The organism is Marinirhabdus gelatinilytica (assembly GCF_003353425.1).
In the GTDB taxonomy this organism is placed as follows: Bacteria; Bacteroidota; Bacteroidia; order Flavobacteriales; family Flavobacteriaceae; genus Marinirhabdus; species Marinirhabdus gelatinilytica.
The window spans coordinates 556,493-576,588 of the sequence record NZ_QRAO01000002.1; the positions used below are offsets into that span (position 1 = coordinate 556,493).

Here is a 20,096-nt window from a genome sequence, read left to right on the forward strand (position 1 = left end):
TTGATTAACATTTCTTGCTTTGAAAAGAAGAACTAAAATACTGGAAAGGCTGTACGACGGCGATAACAAGCTTAAGCTGTTGGACCAACGCTATCTACCAAGATGGATCGTGTTTTTAATAGATACTTTTATTGGAGGGCTTTCTTTCTTTTTGGTGTACCTGTTGCTCACCGTGACACCCATAAAATTCTTACCTGTACTGCCTATTTTTATACAGGGGTGTATCATTGTTTCGATTAACATTGTTTTTTTCTTTGTTTTTAAGACCTATTCCGGTATCATCAGGCACGCAACCATAACCGATATCACAAAACTTGTGTTTTCTTCGGTTTTTACTTGTGGTACTTTATTTGTTTTTAATAGTTCGTACGAGTTTTTTGTGGGAGAGCAAATATTTATAAATACCTCATTGGTCTTTTATGCACTACTATCCTTTGCGTTCTTGTTACTGTTCAGGATTACTGTGAAGGAAATCTACCATTTTTTAAGAGACGTGGTATCCAATAAGGCAAAAAAAAATGTGGTAATCATAGGAGTGGACGACACTACTATTTCCTTGGGTGCGGTTATTGCCAAGGAATCTCTTTTTCCTTTTAACCTTAAGGGTTTTGTCTCTAAAAATAAAGATGCAAAAAAGCTAAAGATTTTGGGCAAACCAGTAATTCCCTTTACAAACAGCTATGCTGAAACATTGGCCCCGCTGGAAATAGATGGTGTACTCTTAATTAGTGAATCTTTTCCGAGAAAAGTACGAAACCAGATAGTAGACGACTGTATCTCGCAGGATATAGAGGTTTTTAACGTTCCTAACCTAGAAAAACTGAATACAAAAGAAGATATAAAGGACCAGATAAAACCTATAGAAATTGAAGACCTCCTGGAGCGAGAGGAAATTAGAACGGACGATAATTTGCTGAAAGAGGACCTGTCCAACAAAACAATTCTGGTTACAGGCGGTGCAGGATCCATAGGGAGCGAGATTGTACGGCAAATAGTACAATACAATCCCAAATTGGTAGTGATACTGGATCAAGCAGAGTCTGCTTTGCATGAGCTTGAATTGTCACTGAAGCTCACCAACCCCGATTTCAATTTTATTACGGAACTGGCAGACATAAGTAATATGTACAGGTTGCATTTGATTTTTAATAAATATGATTTCAATATTATTTACCACGCAGCTGCCTACAAACACGTCCCATTAATTGAACGTAACCCACATGAAGCTATCTACGTAAACATTCTGGGCACTGTAAACCTTTGCATACTTGCCATAAAAAAGAGGATCTCCAGATTTGTTATGGTATCTACCGATAAGGCCGTAAACCCAACAAACGTAATGGGGGCAAGCAAACGAGTGGCCGAAATGTATGTGCAATCCCTGCAGGACGAGCAAGAAGTGGAAACTCGCTTTATCACTACCAGATTTGGAAATGTGTTAGGTTCTAGCGGCTCGGTAATCCCACATTTTAAGAAACAAATAGAGAGAGGAGGGCCGGTAACCGTTACACATAAAGATATTATCCGTTATTTCATGACTATTCCAGAGGCTTGCCAACTAGTGCTCCAAGCAGGAACCATGGGTAGTGGAGGCGAAATTTTTGTTTTCGATATGGGAGAACCCGTAAAAATAATGGATCTTGCTGAAAAAATGATCCGCCTATCAGGATACAGGCCTTACGACGATATAGATATTGAAATTACCGGGCTTCGTCCTGGAGAGAAACTGTATGAAGAACTCCTTAACGATGTGGCGCAAACACTTCCTACACACCACCCAAAAATTATGATATCTAAAGTGAAACCTCCTGATTTTACTGAAATCAAGCAAGAGGTCGAGAAATTAATCAGGGTGGCAACTAAAAATGAAGACGATAAAATTGTAGGGCTCCTAAAAAAATTGGTTCCAGAGTTCAAGAGCGAGAATTCCAAGTTCAGGGTACTGGATGTAGAAACTCCAGTAGATAAAGAACTGGAAGATTTCTAGTCCCTACCTTCTTCTGTGCAAACTTAAAAAGTTATATTTGCAAAATTATGAAAAACACCCTATTTGTCCTATTGTTGTCTCTATTCTTGGGTTCCTGCGCCACAAAAAAAGAAATAGTGTATTTTCAAGACGCATCAGAACTTAACAACCAAAAGGACTCCAATTTCTTTGAGCCAATAATTGAAGCAAACGATATCTTGCACATAACGGTTTCTTCACTGGATGGTGAAGTTGTAGCACCTTTTATGAAAAATACCACGAACAGTAATGCTATCAACGGAAGAAACCCCTTGTTGGAAGGATATCTTGTAAACCCAGAGGGATATGTTCAATTCCCTGTTTTGGGCAAAATAAAACTTTCAGGAAAAACACGTGCAGAGGCTATTGGAGACCTCACAAAGCGAATTTCAGAATATGTAAAAGATGCTGTTGTGGACGTTCGTATTATGAACTTTAAAATAACAGTGTTGGGCGCTGTTAACAACCCCAGTGTTTTTACCATTGGCGACGAACGTGTTTCTATTCCGCAGGCTTTGGGACTGGCCGGAGATCTTTCTCAGGATGGGCGGAGGGAAAATATTATGATAATACGACAGGAAGATGGAAAGCAGAAAGTAACAAGAGTGGATTTAACACAGACAGATTTCTTTAAAAGCCCTTATTACTTCTTGAAGCAGAACGACATTATTTATGTGGAACCGTCATTAAAAGGTGTAAAAAAATCTGGTTTCATCCCAGATGTTCCCGCACTGCTCTCACTTGTTACAATTGTGCTCAGTACCGTTATTCTCTTAACCAGATAAGCCATGGAGACAATTAAAGCACCAACAGCACAGCAAGAGACATCCCTAAGCGATATTTTACAACCGTTTTTAAAAAGATGGTATTTTTTTGCACTTGGTTTGGTACTGGCCCTTATCGCGTCATTCTTTTATTTAAGATATTCAACCCCAAGTTATCTTACACGGGCAACGGTAATTATAAAAAACGACCAAGGTTCCAGTCCTGCCGAAGAGCTTTTTGCCGTAAGTGGCTTGGGAGGTTTGCTTACAAAATATCAAGGTAGTAAGATAGAAAATGAAATAGCCATCTTTAAGTCCAAGCGCATCATAAAAAATGCAATTGAAGCACTTGAGTTGAACATCTCCTATCAAAATCTGGGAATTATACGCGATAGCGAAATGTACGATTATAGGCCATTCCAGGTACGTTACCTTGCGTTTAATGATAGCTTGGTTGGGGTTCCCGCTCTCGAATTCAGCATTATAGATTCGTCCCAATACAGCCTACATAACCTAGCGACCGGTACTAAGGAAACCTATACATTTGGTAACCCCGTGAACCTTGATTTTGGCGAAATCACCTTGATCCCAAACCTTGAAGATGAAATTAGATTTAACTCTTTTTCAGGAAAATCCATAAGGGTATTGTACCGCGATCCAGATGTGATGGCAAGGAGCTACCAGGCAAGGCTCAATGTAGTGAACGAAATTTCCAGTAGTAACGTGGTTGTGTTGAGCATGGAGTCTTCAGTTCGTCAAAAGACTGAGGATTTTTTGGACGAGCTCATATTTCAATATAACAAGGACGCTATTAATGACCAAAACCAGATTGCCCAAAAAACATCCGACTTTATCGACAAAAGATTACAGATAATTTCCCGCGAACTGGACTCGGTTGAAACAGGCAAACAACAATTTAAAAGTACTAACCGTCTCACTAATATCGAGGCCCAGGCCCAGATGGCACTAGAGAATGCCAGCGAATTTGAAAAAAGGCAATTTAATGTAAATACCCAATTGGAACTTGCCAATACCATGATAGATTACATGGAAAGTTCTACCGAAAACGATTTGTTGCCCTCTAATCTTGGGATACAGGGAGGCGATATTGGCCAATCTGTAGAAAATTATAACAACCTTATATTGCAACGAAACAGACTGTTAAAGTCCTCTACATCCAAAAATCCAGTAGTGGTAAACCTGAACAACCAAATAAGCAACATAAGACAAAATATACTAAGCAGTTTACAAAATACAACGGAGAGCCTTAAAATATCCTTACGTGATCTTAACTACCAAGAATCTGTTTTAAATTCACGTTTGTCCAAGGTTCCATCACAGGAAAAAGCGTATCGTGGTATAGAGCGACAACAGGGCATTAAAGAACAATTGTACCTATTCTTGTTACAGCAGAGAGAACAGGCTTCCATCTCACTGGCCGTTACTGCTTCCAAGGCTAAGGTGGTAGATAGGGCTGCGAGTAGTTTTGGTCCTGTGCGGCCACAAAAGTCTTTGGTATACGGTGCCGCAGCTTTGGCAGGCTTGTTATTGCCGTTTCTTATAATTTATGGTAGATCCCTGCTATACAATAAAATTGATAGCCGAAAAGATATTGAACGCGCACTCCCTAACGTTAATATTCTGGGAGAAATCCCCAAGCTGCGAAAGGACGAGCCCCAACTTGTGAAAATGAACGACCGTAGTATGCTGGCTGAGTCCTTCAGAATCTTGAGGACAAACCTTCAGTATACATTGCAGAAAAAGGGAATGGAGCAAAACAATAGTATTTTTGTAACCTCTACCATTAAAGGTGAGGGGAAAACATTCGTGGCCTTTAATCTAGCACTCACAGTAGCTCTTACAGGAAAAAAAGTGGTATTGGTAGGTGCGGACATCCGTAACCCCCAATTACATCGCTACCTCACCCCAGAGCACAAACATGATAAAGGGCTGACCGAATTTATAGTAGACCCGTCCCTGACCATAGACGAACTTGCCTCAAAAAGTACCGAAAATGATAACTTGGATATTATCCTTTCAGGAGTAATTCCGCCAAACCCTGCCGAATTGCTTATGGAACCCCGTACCGAGCAATTTTTCGATACCCTTAAGCAAAAGTACGATTACGTTGTAGTAGATACCGCTCCTTCTATGCTTGTTACCGACACTATTCTCATCAACAAATATGCAGATGTGTTACTGTATGTATTCCGAGCTGGATATACGGACAAGCGATTAATGCAGTTTGTGAAGGATAGTATGGCAGAGGATAGACTAAAGCGAATCTATCCCGTCCTCAACAACGTAACTATGGGTAACTTTGGGTACGGTAGTAAATACGGGTATTCCTACACACAAGAAACCAAAAAACGAAAATGGTTCTAAAAATGTCACGTTGTTTTATTTTGTGCTCATGCATTGTTCTGTTCGCACAAATAAGCAAGTCCCAAGAAATAGACTGGAGCGCTAACACATCACTTTTGGGTGGTATAGGAACTAATGATGCCTTGCCCTTCTGGTTTTACAGTACTACTGAAAATAGATGGGGAGCAAGTTCAAATAGTAGCGCCCTTGCTGAAGCTTCAGTAAACTATCCATTGTCAGAAAATGCTTCGATTAGTGCAATGGTCTCGGTCTATTATCGTGACGATGTACTGAATGAACTTCAACGAAAGGAACTGTACGCACGTTTTAGAAATACTTGGCTGGAAGCCTCCATAGGGGCATTCTCTATGGTGAACCCAACTGCACCATTATCTGCCACCAATAAGAATATAATTTTCTCAGGAAATACCCGCCCAATGCTTGGAGTACTCTTACAGGCGCCAACACCTTTGGAAATTGGTAATACCTTTGCACTAGACTGGGGTTTGGGTCATTTTGAACAGAATGATGATAGATTTGTGAGTGACACCAGGATACATTACAAACGTTTGGGGCTTTGGGTTAAATTTAATACCAATAACAAAGTAAAACTTCAAATACAGCATTTTGCACAATGGGGAGGGACTTCGCCCGTTTTTGGAGAACTAAATGACGATTTTGATGCTTTTGTAGATGTATTCACTGCCAGAAGAGCAAACGAGATACAAGTTGAAGGGGAAATACTCAATGCAGTGGGAAACCACTTAGGGAGTTATTTGTTGGATTATTATACTGAAACGAAGTGGGGCGGTTTCAACTTTTACCACGAACACTTGTTTGAAGATGGTTCTGGTTCTGGATTTAAGAATTTTCCTGATGGGGTTTGGGGACTGGCTTTTCAGCCCAACAAATCAAAATGGATCAAGGGTGTAAGCTATGAGTTTATCACCACCAAGGACCAGAGTGGACCAGAACGCCCAGATGGTTACTTTGGCAACAACGTATACCGAAGCGGTTGGAGCTACGAGGGATTGGTGATAGGACTTCCCTTTATTGGCTACGACAGCTCATTGCAAATAAACGAAGTGAACTCACCTATTTTCAATAACAGGGTACAGGTTCACCATCTAGCTGCTTCAGGTAGTGTAAAAAATTTCAGTTGGTTGTTGAAAACTTCCTTTGTTGAAAATTTTGGGACATACAGACAGCCTTTTCAACCTTCAACCAAGGTGCGGTACCATTTTATCAATGTGCGCTATAACTCGGAAGGTTGGGGACAGATCGAAACTTTGTTGGGCTGGGACGCACTGCAAACTGTTGACGACAATTTTGGAATAGGGCTAGGGTATAGCTATCAGTTTTAGTAGCAGACCTCTTTATTACAACTGAAAATTGTTGTTCTAAGCAGTTTTCAGCTTTCAACAGGCTATTCGGTGACACCCTCCAGAAGCTCTGGTGCCAAGGGTTCATCACCTCTGGTATGCAATACCGAGATATCCCCAGTAACCTCAAACACCACGGCACGGACCTCTTTCATCTCAATAACATTGGCTTCTCGCAACTTGCCATATAAGTCGCCAATGCTCACGTTCGCCTTGGACAGGTTTTTGTGTAATATTTCACCATCCTTCATCAACAAATAGGGGGTGTTCGTGGCAACTTTTTTAAAGAGTGAAGATTTTCTAATAAATAGCGAATAGAGGGTTTGCAATAGAATGATGATTCCCAATGCAACTGCTCCCTTCAGTATGGAGTAATCTGTACTTCCAATTACATCAGCAAAGATAGAACCCATAGCTATGGTTGCAGCAAAGTCCACACTGGTCATTTTAGCAAAGGTTCTTAAGCCAAATATCCTGGAATAAATCAAGATTATAAGATATATAGCCACTACCGAAAGAGCTGCTTTATAAATAATTAGTTGATTTGCGTAGAGCCAATTTTCCATAGTTGAACAGTTTTTCTACAAGTTACATACTCATGATCATTAAAAAGCTTCTTTTTAGAAACTTTTAATATCATTTATCGTGTTCAATGCCTTAGATAGCGTTAATTTTGCAACTCATTAATTGAAGCATCTTGATAAAGGAAACGGTTTTAACAATTTTATGGAGTCTGTCACCATTCGGGGAGGCCAAAGTGGGTATCCCATATGGAATTGCCAATGGTCTCAACCCGTTTTTTGTTTTTGTTATTGCATTGGGAGCCAATATTCTGGTGTTTCCAATCATGCTGTTCTTCTTAAATTATATCAATTCTTCATTATTGCGTTGGCGATTCTACAAAAAGGCGGCTATTTGGGTAGCAAGACGTGCTAAAACAGGTTCTGGCGACAAAATAACCAAATACGGATTTTGGGGCTTGATGTTTTTTGTTTCAATCCCTTTACCAGGGACAGGGGTTTATGCAGGTACTATTGCGGCTTATATCTTTAAGGTAGAGCGCAAAAAAGCATTTTGGGCCAATGTGCTGGGTATCACCATCTCTTCAATTATCGTTTGGGTGACTACCTATCTCACGGTGCAGGGCGTAGCTTAAATTTATGTGAAAGTTATTCTCGTTAATCATCTTTTTTGCATATTTGAAAGCATTACCAACCTTATACATTGAAATTCATTATGAAAAAGTTATTTTTTGGATTGCTTGCCTTTGTAGTATTGTGCAGCCACGATATGTTTTTAAAGCTAGACGGCTATTTCCTACAGCCACAGACCCAATCTGAGATTCAACTTTTTAATGGCTCCTTCGAAAAAAGTGAAAATGTAATTGCACGAAACCGAATGCTGGACGCAAGCCTAGTTGGAAACGGTAAAAGAATAGCCATAGACACTACCCAATGGTTTGAAAAAGACAGCATTACCTATTTAGATTTTAAGACAGGTAATGCAGGAACTTGGGTTGCAGGGGTCTCCACAGCACCAAGAAATATTGAGTTGGACGCTACTTCTTTTAATGATTATTTGGAACACGATGGGGTTTTGGACATGCTGGAATGGCGTAAAACAAACAATGCACTTGAAGAGGATGCTGTAGAAAAATATTCTAAGCACGTGAAGACCATTTTCCAAGTAGGGGATACCTTGTCCACTGATTGGAACACAAACTTAGGCTATCCCATCGAGTTCATCCCGCTTGAAAATCCTTATAGCATACACCCGGGACACGATTTAAAAGTACGTTTGCTCTATAAGGGGAAACCATTGGCAGATCAGTTGGTCTATCTAGGCAATGAACTGGAAGACAAAAATGAAACGGCCGAACATACCCACGCCAACGGAAAGACCCATTCCCATACACACGAAGATGAAGATAAAAACGACCACACCCACGCCTCTGTAGAACAATTACGCACCAATGGGGAAGGGGTAGTAACCTTTAACATTACCGCGCAGGGGGTATGGTATCTCCGCACCATCTATATGCAGCACCTTGAGGATGAAACACTAACCCATGAGTCCAACTGGGCCACACTAACATTTGCGGTAGGCGATGGGAATCAGGTCCACTCACACGATGCAGATTCCCACAGTCACGACCACGGGGATGAAACACATGAACACGATCACGAGGATGAAGGCTTTCCTTCCTATATTTTTTGGGTAGGTAGTATTGTAATGGTAGCATTGCTGTTTTTCTTTTTTAGACGAAAAAAGTAAGATGGGAAATAGTATAAAACGACTCAGTTTACTGATACTTTTTTTATTGCCCGCAGTGGTTCTGGCTCACGATGTCACTTCTGCAGATCAAGAAACCCTAAACAATGGTGGGCTATTCTCCTACATTTGGGTAGGAGCTAAGCATATGCTCACTGGTTACGATCATTTGCTGTTTTTGGTCGGTGTTATCTTTTTTCTGAAAGGCTTTAAGGATATTCTCAAGTTCATTACCGTATTTACCATTGGACATAGTATTACCCTAATAGCTGGAACTTTTCTAGAAATTCAGGTAAACGAATATGTTATAGACGCCATTATCGCATTGAGTGTTTTTTACAAAGGGTTTGAGAATTTAGAAGGGTTTCAGAAAGTATTCAAAACAAACTCCCCAAATTTATTGATGATGGTCTTTGTTTTTGGGCTTATCCACGGGCTTGGGCTGTCCACGCGACTTCAGTCTTTCGATATGGGGACAGATCAGCTATTGCTCAAAATAATCAGTTTTAACGTTGGGGTAGAACTAGGACAGATTGCAGCGTTGATTCCTATAGTCTTCTTGATCACAAAATGGCAAAGTAGGCAAAGCTATCCTGCGTTTTACAAGGCTTCTAATGTGTATTTGTTGCTTGCTGGAGTCGGGTTGTTCGTATACCAAATATACCTTTACGTTAATGGTGGCTGAGTAATCAGGTGTTAAAAAACTTAATAGAGTTATAAATTTCCCAAGGCCATAATGCGTTCAAGAAAAATATCTTTCTTTCGGGAAGAGAGATGCACATGGTCGTTGTTGCTCATAATGATATATCCCCCTTCAGATTTGATGTACTTTTTTACCTCCCGTAGATTTATGAGATAGCTATTGTGTACGCGCATAAAACCAAACTCTTCCAGCAGATTTTCAAATTCTTTAAGGTTTTTGCTTACTAGTTGGTTATTCTGCCCTTTAATTGAAAACAGGGTGTAGGAGCCATTGGCTTTACAATATACAATGTCCACCACCTTCACAAACTCAATCCCCTGTAAGGTAGAGAGGCATATTTTCTTGTCGCTGATGTTTTTCTCTTGAAGGTTCATCAACAGGTTCTTTATTTGGGTGATATGGGCCTCATTTCCCTTTCGTTTTTTTACTTTTTCCAAGGCTTCTTGGAGCTCGTCAAGATCTATGGGCTTCAGTAAATAGTCTACCGAGCTAAATTTTATGGCATTAATGGCATATTGCTCGTAGGCCGTGGTGAAAATCACCTCGAACGATACTTCTTGTACCTGTCGCAATACATCAAAACCAGTTCCGGAATGGAGCTCAACATCCAAGAAAACAAGGTCGGGTTGTACTTTTTTTATGAGGGCAACACTTTCTTTTACAGTACCTGCGGTCCCCAGGATATTCACCGCCTCACAATACTCACTGAGCAAATGGGTGAGGGCGTCCAAGCTGTTTTTTTCGTCTTCTACTATTACAATGTTGTGCTCCATTAGTGAAAATACTTATAGATTTTTATGGTTACCGAAGTTCCTAAGGCATTTCCTTCGGCATCTCGCAGGTCTTCTATGTGTACCGTTGCCTTGTCTTCATTTTGATTTTTATTGATCAATTCCAGGCGCTTTCGGGTGAGTGACATCCCTTTCGATTTCTTATAGATCTCTTTTTTCTTTTTTAACTGTTCGGCTGCGGCTCTTCCAATACCGGTATCGGTAATGGTACAAGTAACAAACTCGGTTTCATCCATAAAGGTAAGAGTAATCTTCTTTGTTCCGGATTGTTTGGGAGCCAAGCCGTGGATGATCGAATTTTCTATATAGGGCTGTATAAGCAATATAGGGATTTCTATATTGTGGATATCGAGACCGGGATCTATCTCTATATAATAATCAAAATTTTCATTGAACCGTAAACTCTCCAATTCAAGATAGAGTTTTAAAAGTTGTAGCTCCTGTTTAAGGGTAACGGTGTTGGTCTCTGAGGTATCTAGGATTTTCCTCAGGAGACTTGAGAAACTGGTAAGATATTTAATAGACTCTTTCTTTTTATCCTTCAGTATGAATCCCTGTATCGAGTTTAACGAATTAAAAATAAAATGAGGGTTCATCTGTGCCCGTAAGGAATTGATCTGGTAGGTAACAGCATCGATTTCGGCAGTTATTTTTTCAGTATTCAACTTCTTTATCTTATACCCCAAACCAAATGAAAACACAAAATTTTCCAATCCAACGCCAATGACCATATATATAAAATCATCGCTCAACCAAGTAATAATAGCACCTGATGCAAATAACAGGGAGCCAATTACTATAAAATGAACAAGATTGTTTTTTCCATACCTGAGTAAATAGTAAATATTAAACATAACGAACAACGACATTACCAATCGCTGTACATTCAGTAACTGAATTTGCAAGTCTTTATCTTTTGTGATAATCCAAGACAGCGTGTGAACAATTATAAACCCGAGTAAAAACCAGTTTATCAATCTCAAGAATTTATGAAACCGAGGGTAATCTATCTTGGTATTTAAGAAAGACATTGCAAACAGTAAATAACATAAATTGATGGCTACTTGCGAGCTGTCGTGTAAAATACTGTTCAGCAACGTAATTTTCCCGTACAAGAGCTCATAAAGCAGACCGCTTTTAAAACTGAAGTAAACTACTACAAAGAATAGATACAGACCATACCACAAAAACTCTTTCTTTTTGTTGTAGTAAAAAATACCAAGTGTTAAGATAAAGAACGCAAAGGCCGTACCTATAAAAATATGTACCGGTAGCTGGGACAGCGTCTCGAGAGTTGTCTTTTGTAGCATTGCCATTACTTCTTCAGTATTTAGATAAGAGGTTTATTTAAATTGAACTTTCACAATATTGCTAAAGGCCGAAGAAACACCTGAAGCGTCTATGGTCTTAATTTTATAATCATATCCTCGACCATTCTTAAAAAATTGCGTGTCCGAAAACGCCGTTTTTGATGCGTCAAAAGTAGCGTAGGGTAAAAAACCGTCTCCACTGTTTCTTAAAAGTACTATTTTTTTTAAAGACGTATGTTCAGCAATCTCCCATTGTAGTCGAAACGTTTTATCTTCTTTATAAAATTGTCCCGTCAAAACAGGGGGATTGTACAATTTGGAAGGCACTGTTCTAATCCTCAATATTTGTGAGGGTTCTGAAAGATTTCCATCACCATCTATACCCAAGACTTTATAGGAATAAGAATGGTTTGCTGAAACAGTACCATCACTAAAAGTAGTTTTAGGAGCCACAACGATCCCAATATTTTTCCAATCACTTCCAGCTTGTTTACGCCATACTTGATACTCTAAAATATCCTTACTTACCGAAGACTTCCATATAATATTTACAGAATCGTTTACAAACGTTAACTCCTTAATGTTCGGGGAAACAGGAGCCACAAAATCTGGACGTTTCAGCATTAAAACTTCAGAATATGCTGAAGGATTGTAATTGTTGTCAAATGCGGCCACTTTATAATACACATTTTTCTTCAATGTTTTTAATCGTAGCGTGTCTGCATAAAAGTTCCCAGGTACAGGGCTTTTGGTCAATTGCTGAAATTCCTGGTCTTTTGCATCACTTCTAAAAACGCGATAGCCTCTTAGGTCTTCCTCATTTCCAAAGTCCCAGGCCAAGGAAACAATCCCGAGCGAGTCTATCGCGCCTGTGAGTCCCTTTGGTTGTTGCGGGGGGGTATCATCGGGCAACACCCCCATTACTGGTGCCGTTTCTGAGAAATTTCCGTTCTTATCTTCAGCGATGACTATATAAAAACTAGAGGAACCCGTCTGCGGTTGCTCATCCGTAAAGCTCGTTGTGGTTTTAGGGAGTATTCCTTCTGAAATAAGCTGGTAAGGCCCATCGTTATTATCACTTCGCAGTACTCTAAACCCTTCAACATCTGTTGGCAGATGTTCAGGGAGTTTCCATCGTATTTCAAAACTGGTTTCACTTGTTGCTTCTACCGAAATATCGGTAACGAGCGGTGGAGGGGTCTTATCTTGGGGCGTGGCCGAAACGGTTTCAGAATACAGTCCAGCATCTGCAAAGGCCGTTATGCCCACCACCCGGTACTGGTAGTTGGTTCCAACCTCCACAGCGGTATCGCTAAACAGTTGGGATGGATTGTCGGTGGTCTGTTTTGTTGCTTTAATGATGCTTTTTGAGATACGTTCAAAATTGCGATTGTTTGTAGCCCGTTCCACATAATAGCCTGAAAAATGACTGTTGTTGGGCTGTTTGGGCCAAGAAAGTACCACTTCATTGTTTCCAAGTTTCGCTTGCACGCCCATAACGGGCACTGGTTTCCAAATTTTAGAGGGCCGGGTGTAGGAGGTGTTGGACCGTGCCGACCTAACGGAAATAACATATTTATACGATTTTCCGCTTTCAATATTCCTGTCCACATATCGAAACGCCAATCCATTGGCGGCTTCCGTCGAAAAATCGGCACTAAAGGCAGCAAATGCCAAGGTGTTGTTCTGTTCCTTTGCCGCTAACAACCTATTGCTAAAATGCTGTTGCGCAATGTTGGGCGTCACGCTTTTCTTGCCCAATAAACATTGGGCAGCGGTGGCCACAAAGATATTGGTGGTGTCGGTTTTGGTCTTCCAAGTGGCCAAATCGTAGGGAAGTATGGTGTTGCTCACAATCTTTTCAGTATTGGTGGCCAACTCGGTTCGTGTTACAATGGCGCCATTTTCGTTCAGGTTTTTCCAAGCAGTTACATCTTTTGGTACCCATCGCAAGACAATAGAGTCCTGATAGACCCTGGAACGCAGTACAAAGTCTTCGGTAGTAACTTCTTGGGCCATTGCTCCAATCCCAGTAAATAATAGGGCGCAAACGGTTGTGTGGATATAATTTTTCATCGTTACTTTTTTAGTTGTCAATATTCAGGTCTGGTGGGACATTGTACCCCACTTTTCTTTTTATACCCGATACCCCTGTTTTCTGTAAGGTGAATTCCAGGCTACAGCCGCTTCTTCTAAAGGGCCAATACGGATGTTTGTTTTGAATCCAATTCCGAATGCCATCTTTTACCTTTATAAACGTATCGTAGTCATAATTGGCTGCCACATCGTCTTGATCTATATTTTCATTCGCTTCGTTTATATGTTTCCGTAGGGTGTACCAATCGCGCATCGTGAGCCATTCGGTATAGTCGATCACTCCAAAATAAGCTTCGGTACTTGGCGGATTTGGATTTTGGTATTGATTGTTACCGCCCCACATACCGCCACCACCATTGTTGTTTCCATTGGGCGGATAATTCAATTTTTTAGTGTTGAAACCAATGGGCTTTCCATCGTGGTACAGGCTTCCGTGGATGGCATAATCGTGGGCGTAAAAATGGATGGTGGGTACCTGTGGTGTTCCTTCAATGGCTTCAAAAACATTTGGATAATGCCTGTCGTTAAAGGGCTGAAACCTATTGTTATCCAAATAACGGTTGGATTGCCAAGGGTTGTTGGCTTGCATTTCGGGGAGTATTAGGCTCCAATAATCTGGGGAAGGATAGGTGTAATCCAAGTTTTGATAGGGAACCCCCTCTTTTTCTAATTGTGCCCAATCGTTGCTGTTAGGAACGTGATAGGTGATTTTCAGGTCATTAGGGCTTATGCCCCAAAAATGGGTATTTCCGTAGGTTCCCCATTGGGTTGAAAAAGGTTGATCCTTAAATTCCAGCAAAGGTTTTTTGGAGAAGGTCAATGTTTTTTTTTCACCATTTATATGACCTAAAATGCTTTTTTTCTTCGGAAAGATAACTTGCTCATCAAAGTTTTCTCCGGATTTCAAGATGGCAATGGGGACTTGCGTAGTGATGATTTCGGGCGTGTCGGTACCAATACCAAAATGATCGGTTTGGTAGTTTTTTAGCTGTGTGTCCTCATAGATCAAGGTGTTGAGCTTGGTTTGTAGGGTACCGTATTTACTGGTCTTAAAATAAAATTTAAACCCATCGAACAACGACCATTCAATTACATTTTTAGTTTTTGTAGCCCCAAGGAGTTTACGGTGCTGTCTTTTTATTGAAACGTTTTGATTGCCCGTATTGGCATTTGCCAAAGAACCCTGAAATACCAGATTGGGTTCGGGTGGAGTATTGGCCACTTGGTTACCGATGCCCATTCCGTTTTGGCTTTGAAAATTTAGGTTACCCTGAAGATTTTTGAACCCCTGTCCTGCGTTCATTCCCCCACCGCCATTGTTTCCGCCTTGTCCGGAAGCTCCCAGCAGTACTTCTTGGTAAACAGCTTGGGTGTTGGTAGCCATTGCCACATTGTTAAGGGCAGGTGTAAACTTTACCAACAGTTGCAACTCATAAATTTGTTCTTTATCCAGCCCTTGTGGTATCGGGAACGTGAGTTGCCCACCAAAAACGCCTTGTGCATTGCTGTTATCTACTTGGTAGGCACTTTCAAAGGTTTGCTTGCTTTTTACATCTATAAAACGTGCTATAAAATCAAACGTTCCATCGGCAAGGGCGCCTGCATAGTTATCGTCCAGCTCGAAGGCCTCCACGTACCAATATTGAGGATCGTCCCAATGAGAAAAAGCCAAGGGAAGGGTAATACTCCCCAAAGGTTCGTTGCTGGGGATAAAGTAATTTTCACCAAGAAATGGAGTACTGTTCCATATATGTTTTTCCTTGATTCTTGAAGGTAGTTTGTCTGTAGTAAAGCTACCTATCTTGGTTTCTTTAGTGCGTTCTTCTTTGTTGCCATCTACAATTTCATTGCCAGTAACCCCTATGGAATAGGTAATAAGCGTTTCTTCGGGCAATATGAATTCAAGGTCGGTAAAGGTGGCCGAGTAGCCATCTGGGCGATACACTGGAAAAAAATCTTTGGATCGTGGGTTGTTGGTCTCGGCATCTATCCATTCCAGCGTAAAGTAATCCAGGTCGTACTGAAAGGTGCGCGTCACTTCTTTCCCGTTTTTGTTCATTTCGGTGTACTCAAATGGGCCGTCAGGGAAGTTGAAGGATACTTCCGGTATGGTGAATATCTCTACTTTTTCGGCTTGGTCTTCTGGGATCACTTCGGCTATGATCGGGTATTCGTCAAATGGGCCGCTACTGGGGGCGTTACACTCCTCACCAAGTGCTACATTAAAGTCGATGTTAAAAACCAAGAGACCATCCAATACATCCCCTTCCACCGCTACATTCCCTTTAAGGTACTCTGGATTGGGCAATCCGGCTTCTAATGTTGCCACGGCATCTACCTGCATCAAACTTGCTTCCCCTTTCCATACCCAGAGGTCCAGTTTTACACCAGCATCGCCACTAAAATATCCGTAGGCCTGCCCCTTTGCGTACATCCCGTTCAATCCAAAATTGCCGGCACACAGCCCTGTATCTTCTCTAAGGGCAAAATCGAAGCCAGTTATAAATTTAGATCTAAGGTAGAATATTAAAAAATCCATATCGGCTGCGATGTGCATTCCGCCACCCAATGCCAATCCTGGAGTTTCCCCTTCAGCAGTAAACACACTACTGCGCTCGTCGGGCATTAGGGTAGGACCGTCGTTGTGATTTCTTATATCCAAGGGAAGCTTGGGTACTCCTGGAATATCGTTGCCCATCATAAAGTAGCTGTGTATGCTCGCATCGAGAGGCCCATCACCAGCATCGGTTCCCAATCCTTTAAAATCGCCCAAAGACAATGTGGCCCTTGTAGGATCCTGCCAAGGATAATCTTCATTGGTCCAATAGCCCAATTTGTGGTACCATTTGTTCTTGTCTGCATAGATTGCCAAGGTACCTTCTCCGGTTACGAGGCCATCCAGGATATCTATCGTCAGGGTGGATGTATTGGACACTTTTAGATTTGCGTTGTCCTCTGCATTACCATCGTATTGAAGGGTAAGGTTCACGTCACCTTTAATAAAAGCGTCTGCTCTGTCCGCCTCCATCTCTTGTACCAGATAGCCATTTCCGTCCATCCAGATAGCGCCGTTGAAACTTCCATCCACGCCTATTTCCATCCCAAAACCAAGGTCGGCATTGAACAAGGTTTCGGCAGAATTTATCCCTATGATAATGGATTGTGAAAAACCAGCTGTTTCTTTTTTTGGGATTTTGATATCCTCCTCAAACCGGGTGGTGCCGGGCTGCATATTTTGTGCATCCTCATCGGTCAATTCGTTCTCCAGTTGCAGCTCGTCCAAGGTTTTGGGATTAGCTTCAGGAATTAGATTGGGGGTTTCCATATTTACCCAAAACCCACCACTACCGCCAAAGATGGCAAAGGGAGTAGGGGGAATGGGTATTCCGCTACCATCAATTTTAGCATACGAATCGGTATAGAAATACCTGTAATCTTCTTCTTCGTTTTTTATGGAACCAAATTGCATCAACGCGGCAAACGACATTTCAACAGGATTCAAAACTATATCAAAAGCCCCTTTAAACCCGTTGCCATATACTTCGTCTTTTTGATAGATGAACAAATCGCCATCTATGGTCGCAACCCCTATATCCAACCCATTAATGGAAATGCTGTTAAATTGTGTTCGTTTATAGGTATAGCTGTTGTTTTCCAAGGCACCCCAGATGGTGAAAGCCGTACTGCCGCCAATACTATTACCCTCGCTAAATAAATGCACGAACATATCGATGGTAATCCCTAGCTCGTTGGTATTGGGGTCTTTTTGGAAACTGAGCTCATTGAGCCCAAAACTGAAATCGGCTATGGTAGCCTGCGCCTCGGTGATCCCAAAGGCACCAATGTTAACATCAGGGATATTGTTGGGACCAGGTTCTATGGTAAGATTTTCGAAAGTGACGCTGGGCAAGAAAATGCTGGAGACCATATTGTCACTCTCAGGCCCATTTTCCTGCCAGCCTAGTGATATACTTCCGTGTAATTCTGCTCTTGGCTCCCAGTTGTTATCGTATTTGGTTATGGTCACGGTAGACCCCTCCAAAAGATCGAGAGTGGCAAACCACATGGGGACTTCTAAGTCTTCTTCGGTATTAACATTGAACTCAAAATTAATAGGGTCTTCGGCATTCTCGCCGCTGGTCAAAAGGAGGTCATAACCCAATTCGGTATCGGCAATGGGCAGTTTAAGGCCGCCGTTGATATCCACTCCGTCCAAATTGCTGTTTTCGAGCACTACTGAAAACTGATCTACCGAAATAGGCCAGCCACTAACGTCACCTTCGCTTATATCGATAAGATTGTTGAAGGGGCCTATAGTGCCGGATACGCCGTTTTTATCTACGATAAAGTTTTCGATCTGCTTTTCTATGACTTGATTGTTGATCTGAAAAAATTCAGGAAACCGAACCGAAATATTTTCAATAAAACAACCTTGCCAATTATTGGGTTTATCGGCTTGTGCTGGGGTGGATGCGGTGGAATGATCTAATATAATTGAGGTAGCGTCCATTTTAAAGCCCACCAAACCTGGAATGGTAAAAGGGTGGTTAAAACTCTCTAACTGAAGCGTCCAATCGTTAAAATTTGAGATGTCCGTTTCGTAGGCTGCTTCCAGTTTCCCTTCAATAACGTTTCCTTCGGCATCCAATGGAAGCGCAAGATCCCTATCGAACTGAAGGCTTCCATTTAAATGAATCAATCCAATACCGTTGCAATTATAGTCAACATAGGTGCCCGGTTCAAATACCTGGTCTAGTTGTTCGGTAATAGGGATTGTTACCGTATTTAGGAGATTGAGCTGCCCGTTTTCTCCAAACCCGTTGGGGCGAAAACAGTTGCTACCCGTTAAGATTAAAAATTGGTCTGGTTCATTGGCTTCAAAGAGTTCAAAACCTGCTGCGAGATTGATGTGGGCTTGGGTAGGGGTAAAAATAATCCCCAAAAGCGTAAGTGCATTATTATTAACTTCCCAAGATAACGGCACTCCCACACCGTCGGTCTCATTTTTCAGCAAATGGATTTTTCTTCCTTCGTCCTCAATAAAGTCCTGTACCGAACTAAAAACCCCTTCGGTTATTTGCGGAACATCCACTGGGTTGGTAATAAAGTCTAAGTTGTTGGGCATCCCTCCGTCGAGAGTTGCGGTTGCTTTTCCATCAAACACCTGTTTTTCAGTATTGATTTTAAGATTGCTGAATTCCACCAGAATGGGTATCTCCAAAAAGGCGGTATATACCACACCCGTTCCCGTAAACCCATTCCCAGAAAATTGTGCTTGTACCACTTCCATAGAAAATTTGCCGATGCTCACGGTTTCCCCGGGCGAAATATTAGAAAGAAGCGTCGTATTTTGGGGCACATTCACAGTACATGTTGCAATGCAATCTGGACTGTCGTTTGGGTCCGGATCGCCCTGTTGTCCTTGATTGTTGTCCAGCACTTGGTCTTCATCTATGGGAATGGTTACCGTAGTTACTTGTTCGGTATTTTGCCCGATTGTTATAACATCATTATTGGTGTCCTCAGGCTCGCCATAAATAAATGTGCAGACTTCACTACTGCCCCCGTTTCTAAAATTCAAAGGGCGTGGATTTCCGGGTTTGTTCAGGGCCGTTACCCTAAAGGCATAAGTTCTTCCTTTTTCCAATGGGGGATCTGCCAGCGTATAATTATAAACGTTTACCGGAATTATTTTTTGAAAAAATGGCGGTGTTCCCGAAGAAAGGAACAATTGGTTGGGGTCCATATTGTTGAACACTTCCATAATAACCAACTCGTATTCTATTTGCGACGGATTTGCCCCAGCTGGGATGGACCAAGAAAATAATAGGTTTTGTGGCGCGCCGGTGTTCACTATTTCACCGCACATAGGTTGGAGGATGATGGGTGGTTCTATTGAGTTGATATTAAAAAAACTACAACCAGAAGGTGCGGGTAGGGATAGGGGTTGTCCCGTTGCAAAATCCAGTGCCCTTATGCACAGCTCGTAATTACCTTCGGGCAGGCCATTCCCAATAATAATTTCGCTTGCGGTCACCCCCGACACCTGCCAAGCATTAATGTTCCAATAGTCTTGCAGTTGGATGCCGGTTAACCGTGTCATCCCCAAAGGCGGCACCAAAATAGGGCTGGGCGGCACAAAAGAGGGGGCTAACACCATGGATACACCATTGTCCCCAATAATCGTTGCGGTAAGACGAATTTCCTTTGGGACACTAGTGGTGTTGTTAAACTGAATGACCAACCTGTTTTCATACGAGACATAATCTGAAAAGTAGGGCGAGTAGGGAGGCAGTACTTGTGTAATCACCTGAATGTCGTTTTGTGCATACCCCAGTGTAACAACCCCAAATAAAATAAGGGCTTGTATGTTTTTTTTTACTAATGTTTTTAAGGATTCCATCGCGTA

12 protein-coding genes are annotated in these 20,096 nt (G+C 41.5%); 7 read left to right on the forward strand and 5 right to left on the reverse strand.

The window, feature by feature from the left end:
- Window positions 1-19 precede the first annotated feature (19 nt).
- From C8D94_RS08655 to C8D94_RS08670, 4 genes are read left to right on the forward strand one after another with little or no spacing between them, the layout of a single operon-like run.
- Window positions 20-1,987 carry a polysaccharide biosynthesis protein gene (locus C8D94_RS08655; RefSeq protein WP_245946241.1) on the forward strand — a complete coding sequence of 656 codons (1,968 nt, stop codon included), beginning with the start codon at window positions 20-22 and terminating at the stop codon, window positions 1,985-1,987.
- A 47-nt stretch (window positions 1,988-2,034) separates the two neighbouring features.
- Complete coding sequence (locus C8D94_RS08660) at window positions 2,035-2,790, forward strand: polysaccharide biosynthesis/export family protein (protein WP_115123521.1); 756 nt, start codon at window positions 2,035-2,037, stop codon at window positions 2,788-2,790.
- Window positions 2,791-2,793: 3 nt separating this feature from the next.
- Window positions 2,794-5,154 (forward strand): GumC family protein, encoded by a 2,361-nt coding sequence (locus C8D94_RS08665; protein WP_115123522.1) that lies wholly within the window; start codon window positions 2,794-2,796, stop codon window positions 5,152-5,154.
- A 2-nt stretch (window positions 5,155-5,156) separates the two neighbouring features.
- Window positions 5,157-6,497, forward strand: a complete 1,341-nt coding sequence (locus tag C8D94_RS08670; protein ID WP_170134745.1) for a capsule assembly Wzi family protein — start codon at window positions 5,157-5,159, stop codon at window positions 6,495-6,497.
- A gap of 62 nt (window positions 6,498-6,559) precedes the next feature.
- Here C8D94_RS08670 and C8D94_RS08675 read toward each other — a convergent pair whose 3' ends face one another.
- Window positions 6,560-7,081, reverse strand: a complete 522-nt coding sequence (locus C8D94_RS08675; RefSeq protein ID WP_115123524.1) for a DUF421 domain-containing protein — start codon at window positions 7,079-7,081, stop codon at window positions 6,560-6,562.
- Between the two features lie 131 nt (window positions 7,082-7,212).
- Here C8D94_RS08675 and C8D94_RS08680 point away from each other — a divergent pair, with 131 nt between their 5' ends.
- The 3 genes from C8D94_RS08680 (at window position 7,213) to C8D94_RS08690 (ending at window position 9,471) form a co-directional block, all read left to right on the forward strand.
- On the forward strand, window positions 7,213-7,671 hold the full coding sequence (locus C8D94_RS08680; RefSeq protein ID WP_115123525.1) for a COG2426 family protein: 459 nt from the start codon (window positions 7,213-7,215) through the stop codon (window positions 7,669-7,671).
- Between the two features lie 80 nt (window positions 7,672-7,751).
- Complete coding sequence (locus C8D94_RS08685) at window positions 7,752-8,789, forward strand: DUF4198 domain-containing protein (protein ID WP_115123619.1); 1,038 nt, start codon at window positions 7,752-7,754, stop codon at window positions 8,787-8,789.
- Window position 8,790: 1 nt separating this feature from the next.
- The gene (locus tag C8D94_RS08690) at window positions 8,791-9,471 is read left to right on the forward strand and encodes a HupE/UreJ family protein (RefSeq protein WP_115123526.1); all 681 of its coding nucleotides are present in this window, start codon (window positions 8,791-8,793) and stop codon (window positions 9,469-9,471) included.
- A 29-nt stretch (window positions 9,472-9,500) separates the two neighbouring features.
- Here C8D94_RS08690 and C8D94_RS08695 read toward each other — a convergent pair whose 3' ends face one another.
- The 4 genes from C8D94_RS08695 to C8D94_RS08710 are packed head-to-tail and all read right to left on the reverse strand — an operon-like array spanning window position 9,501 to window position 20,090.
- Entirely contained in the window at window positions 9,501-10,262 is a 762-nt protein-coding gene (locus tag C8D94_RS08695) for a LytR/AlgR family response regulator transcription factor (RefSeq protein ID WP_115123527.1), read from the reverse strand.
- Window positions 10,262-11,596 carry a sensor histidine kinase gene (locus C8D94_RS08700; protein ID WP_115123528.1) on the reverse strand — a complete coding sequence of 445 codons (1,335 nt, stop codon included), beginning with the start codon at window positions 11,594-11,596 and terminating at the stop codon, window positions 10,262-10,264. The genes C8D94_RS08695 and C8D94_RS08700 overlap by 1 nt, the downstream gene beginning before the upstream one ends.
- 27 nt (window positions 11,597-11,623) lie before the next feature.
- Window positions 11,624-13,666: a hypothetical protein gene (locus C8D94_RS08705; RefSeq protein ID WP_147278525.1), complete on the reverse strand. Its 2,043-nt coding sequence runs from the start codon at window positions 13,664-13,666 to the stop codon at window positions 11,624-11,626.
- 10 nt (window positions 13,667-13,676) lie between these two features.
- Window positions 13,677-20,090: a hypothetical protein gene (locus tag C8D94_RS08710; protein WP_115123530.1), complete on the reverse strand. Its 6,414-nt coding sequence runs from the start codon at window positions 20,088-20,090 to the stop codon at window positions 13,677-13,679.
- Window positions 20,091-20,096: the final 6 nt, after the last annotated feature.

Coding starts and splice junctions, on each gene's coding strand:
- C8D94_RS08660 (WP_115123521.1), top strand. CDS start 2,035: ATGAAAAACACCCTATTTGTCCTATTGTTGTCTCTATTCTTGGGTTCC.
- C8D94_RS08665 (WP_115123522.1), top strand. CDS start 2,794: ATGGAGACAATTAAAGCACCAACAGCACAGCAAGAGACATCCCTAAGC.
- C8D94_RS08670 (WP_170134745.1), top strand. CDS start 5,157: ATGTCACGTTGTTTTATTTTGTGCTCATGCATTGTTCTGTTCGCACAA.
- C8D94_RS08675 (WP_115123524.1), bottom strand. CDS start 7,081: ATGGAAAATTGGCTCTACGCAAATCAACTAATTATTTATAAAGCAGCT.
- C8D94_RS08685 (WP_115123619.1), top strand. CDS start 7,752: ATGAAAAAGTTATTTTTTGGATTGCTTGCCTTTGTAGTATTGTGCAGC.
- C8D94_RS08690 (WP_115123526.1), top strand. CDS start 8,791: ATGGGAAATAGTATAAAACGACTCAGTTTACTGATACTTTTTTTATTG.
- C8D94_RS08695 (WP_115123527.1), bottom strand. CDS start 10,262: ATGGAGCACAACATTGTAATAGTAGAAGACGAAAAAAACAGCTTGGAC.
- C8D94_RS08700 (WP_115123528.1), bottom strand. CDS start 11,596: ATGGCAATGCTACAAAAGACAACTCTCGAGACGCTGTCCCAGCTACCG.
- C8D94_RS08705 (WP_147278525.1), bottom strand. CDS start 13,666: ATGAAAAATTATATCCACACAACCGTTTGCGCCCTATTATTTACTGGG.
- C8D94_RS08710 (WP_115123530.1), bottom strand. CDS start 20,090: ATGGAATCCTTAAAAACATTAGTAAAAAAAAACATACAAGCCCTTATT.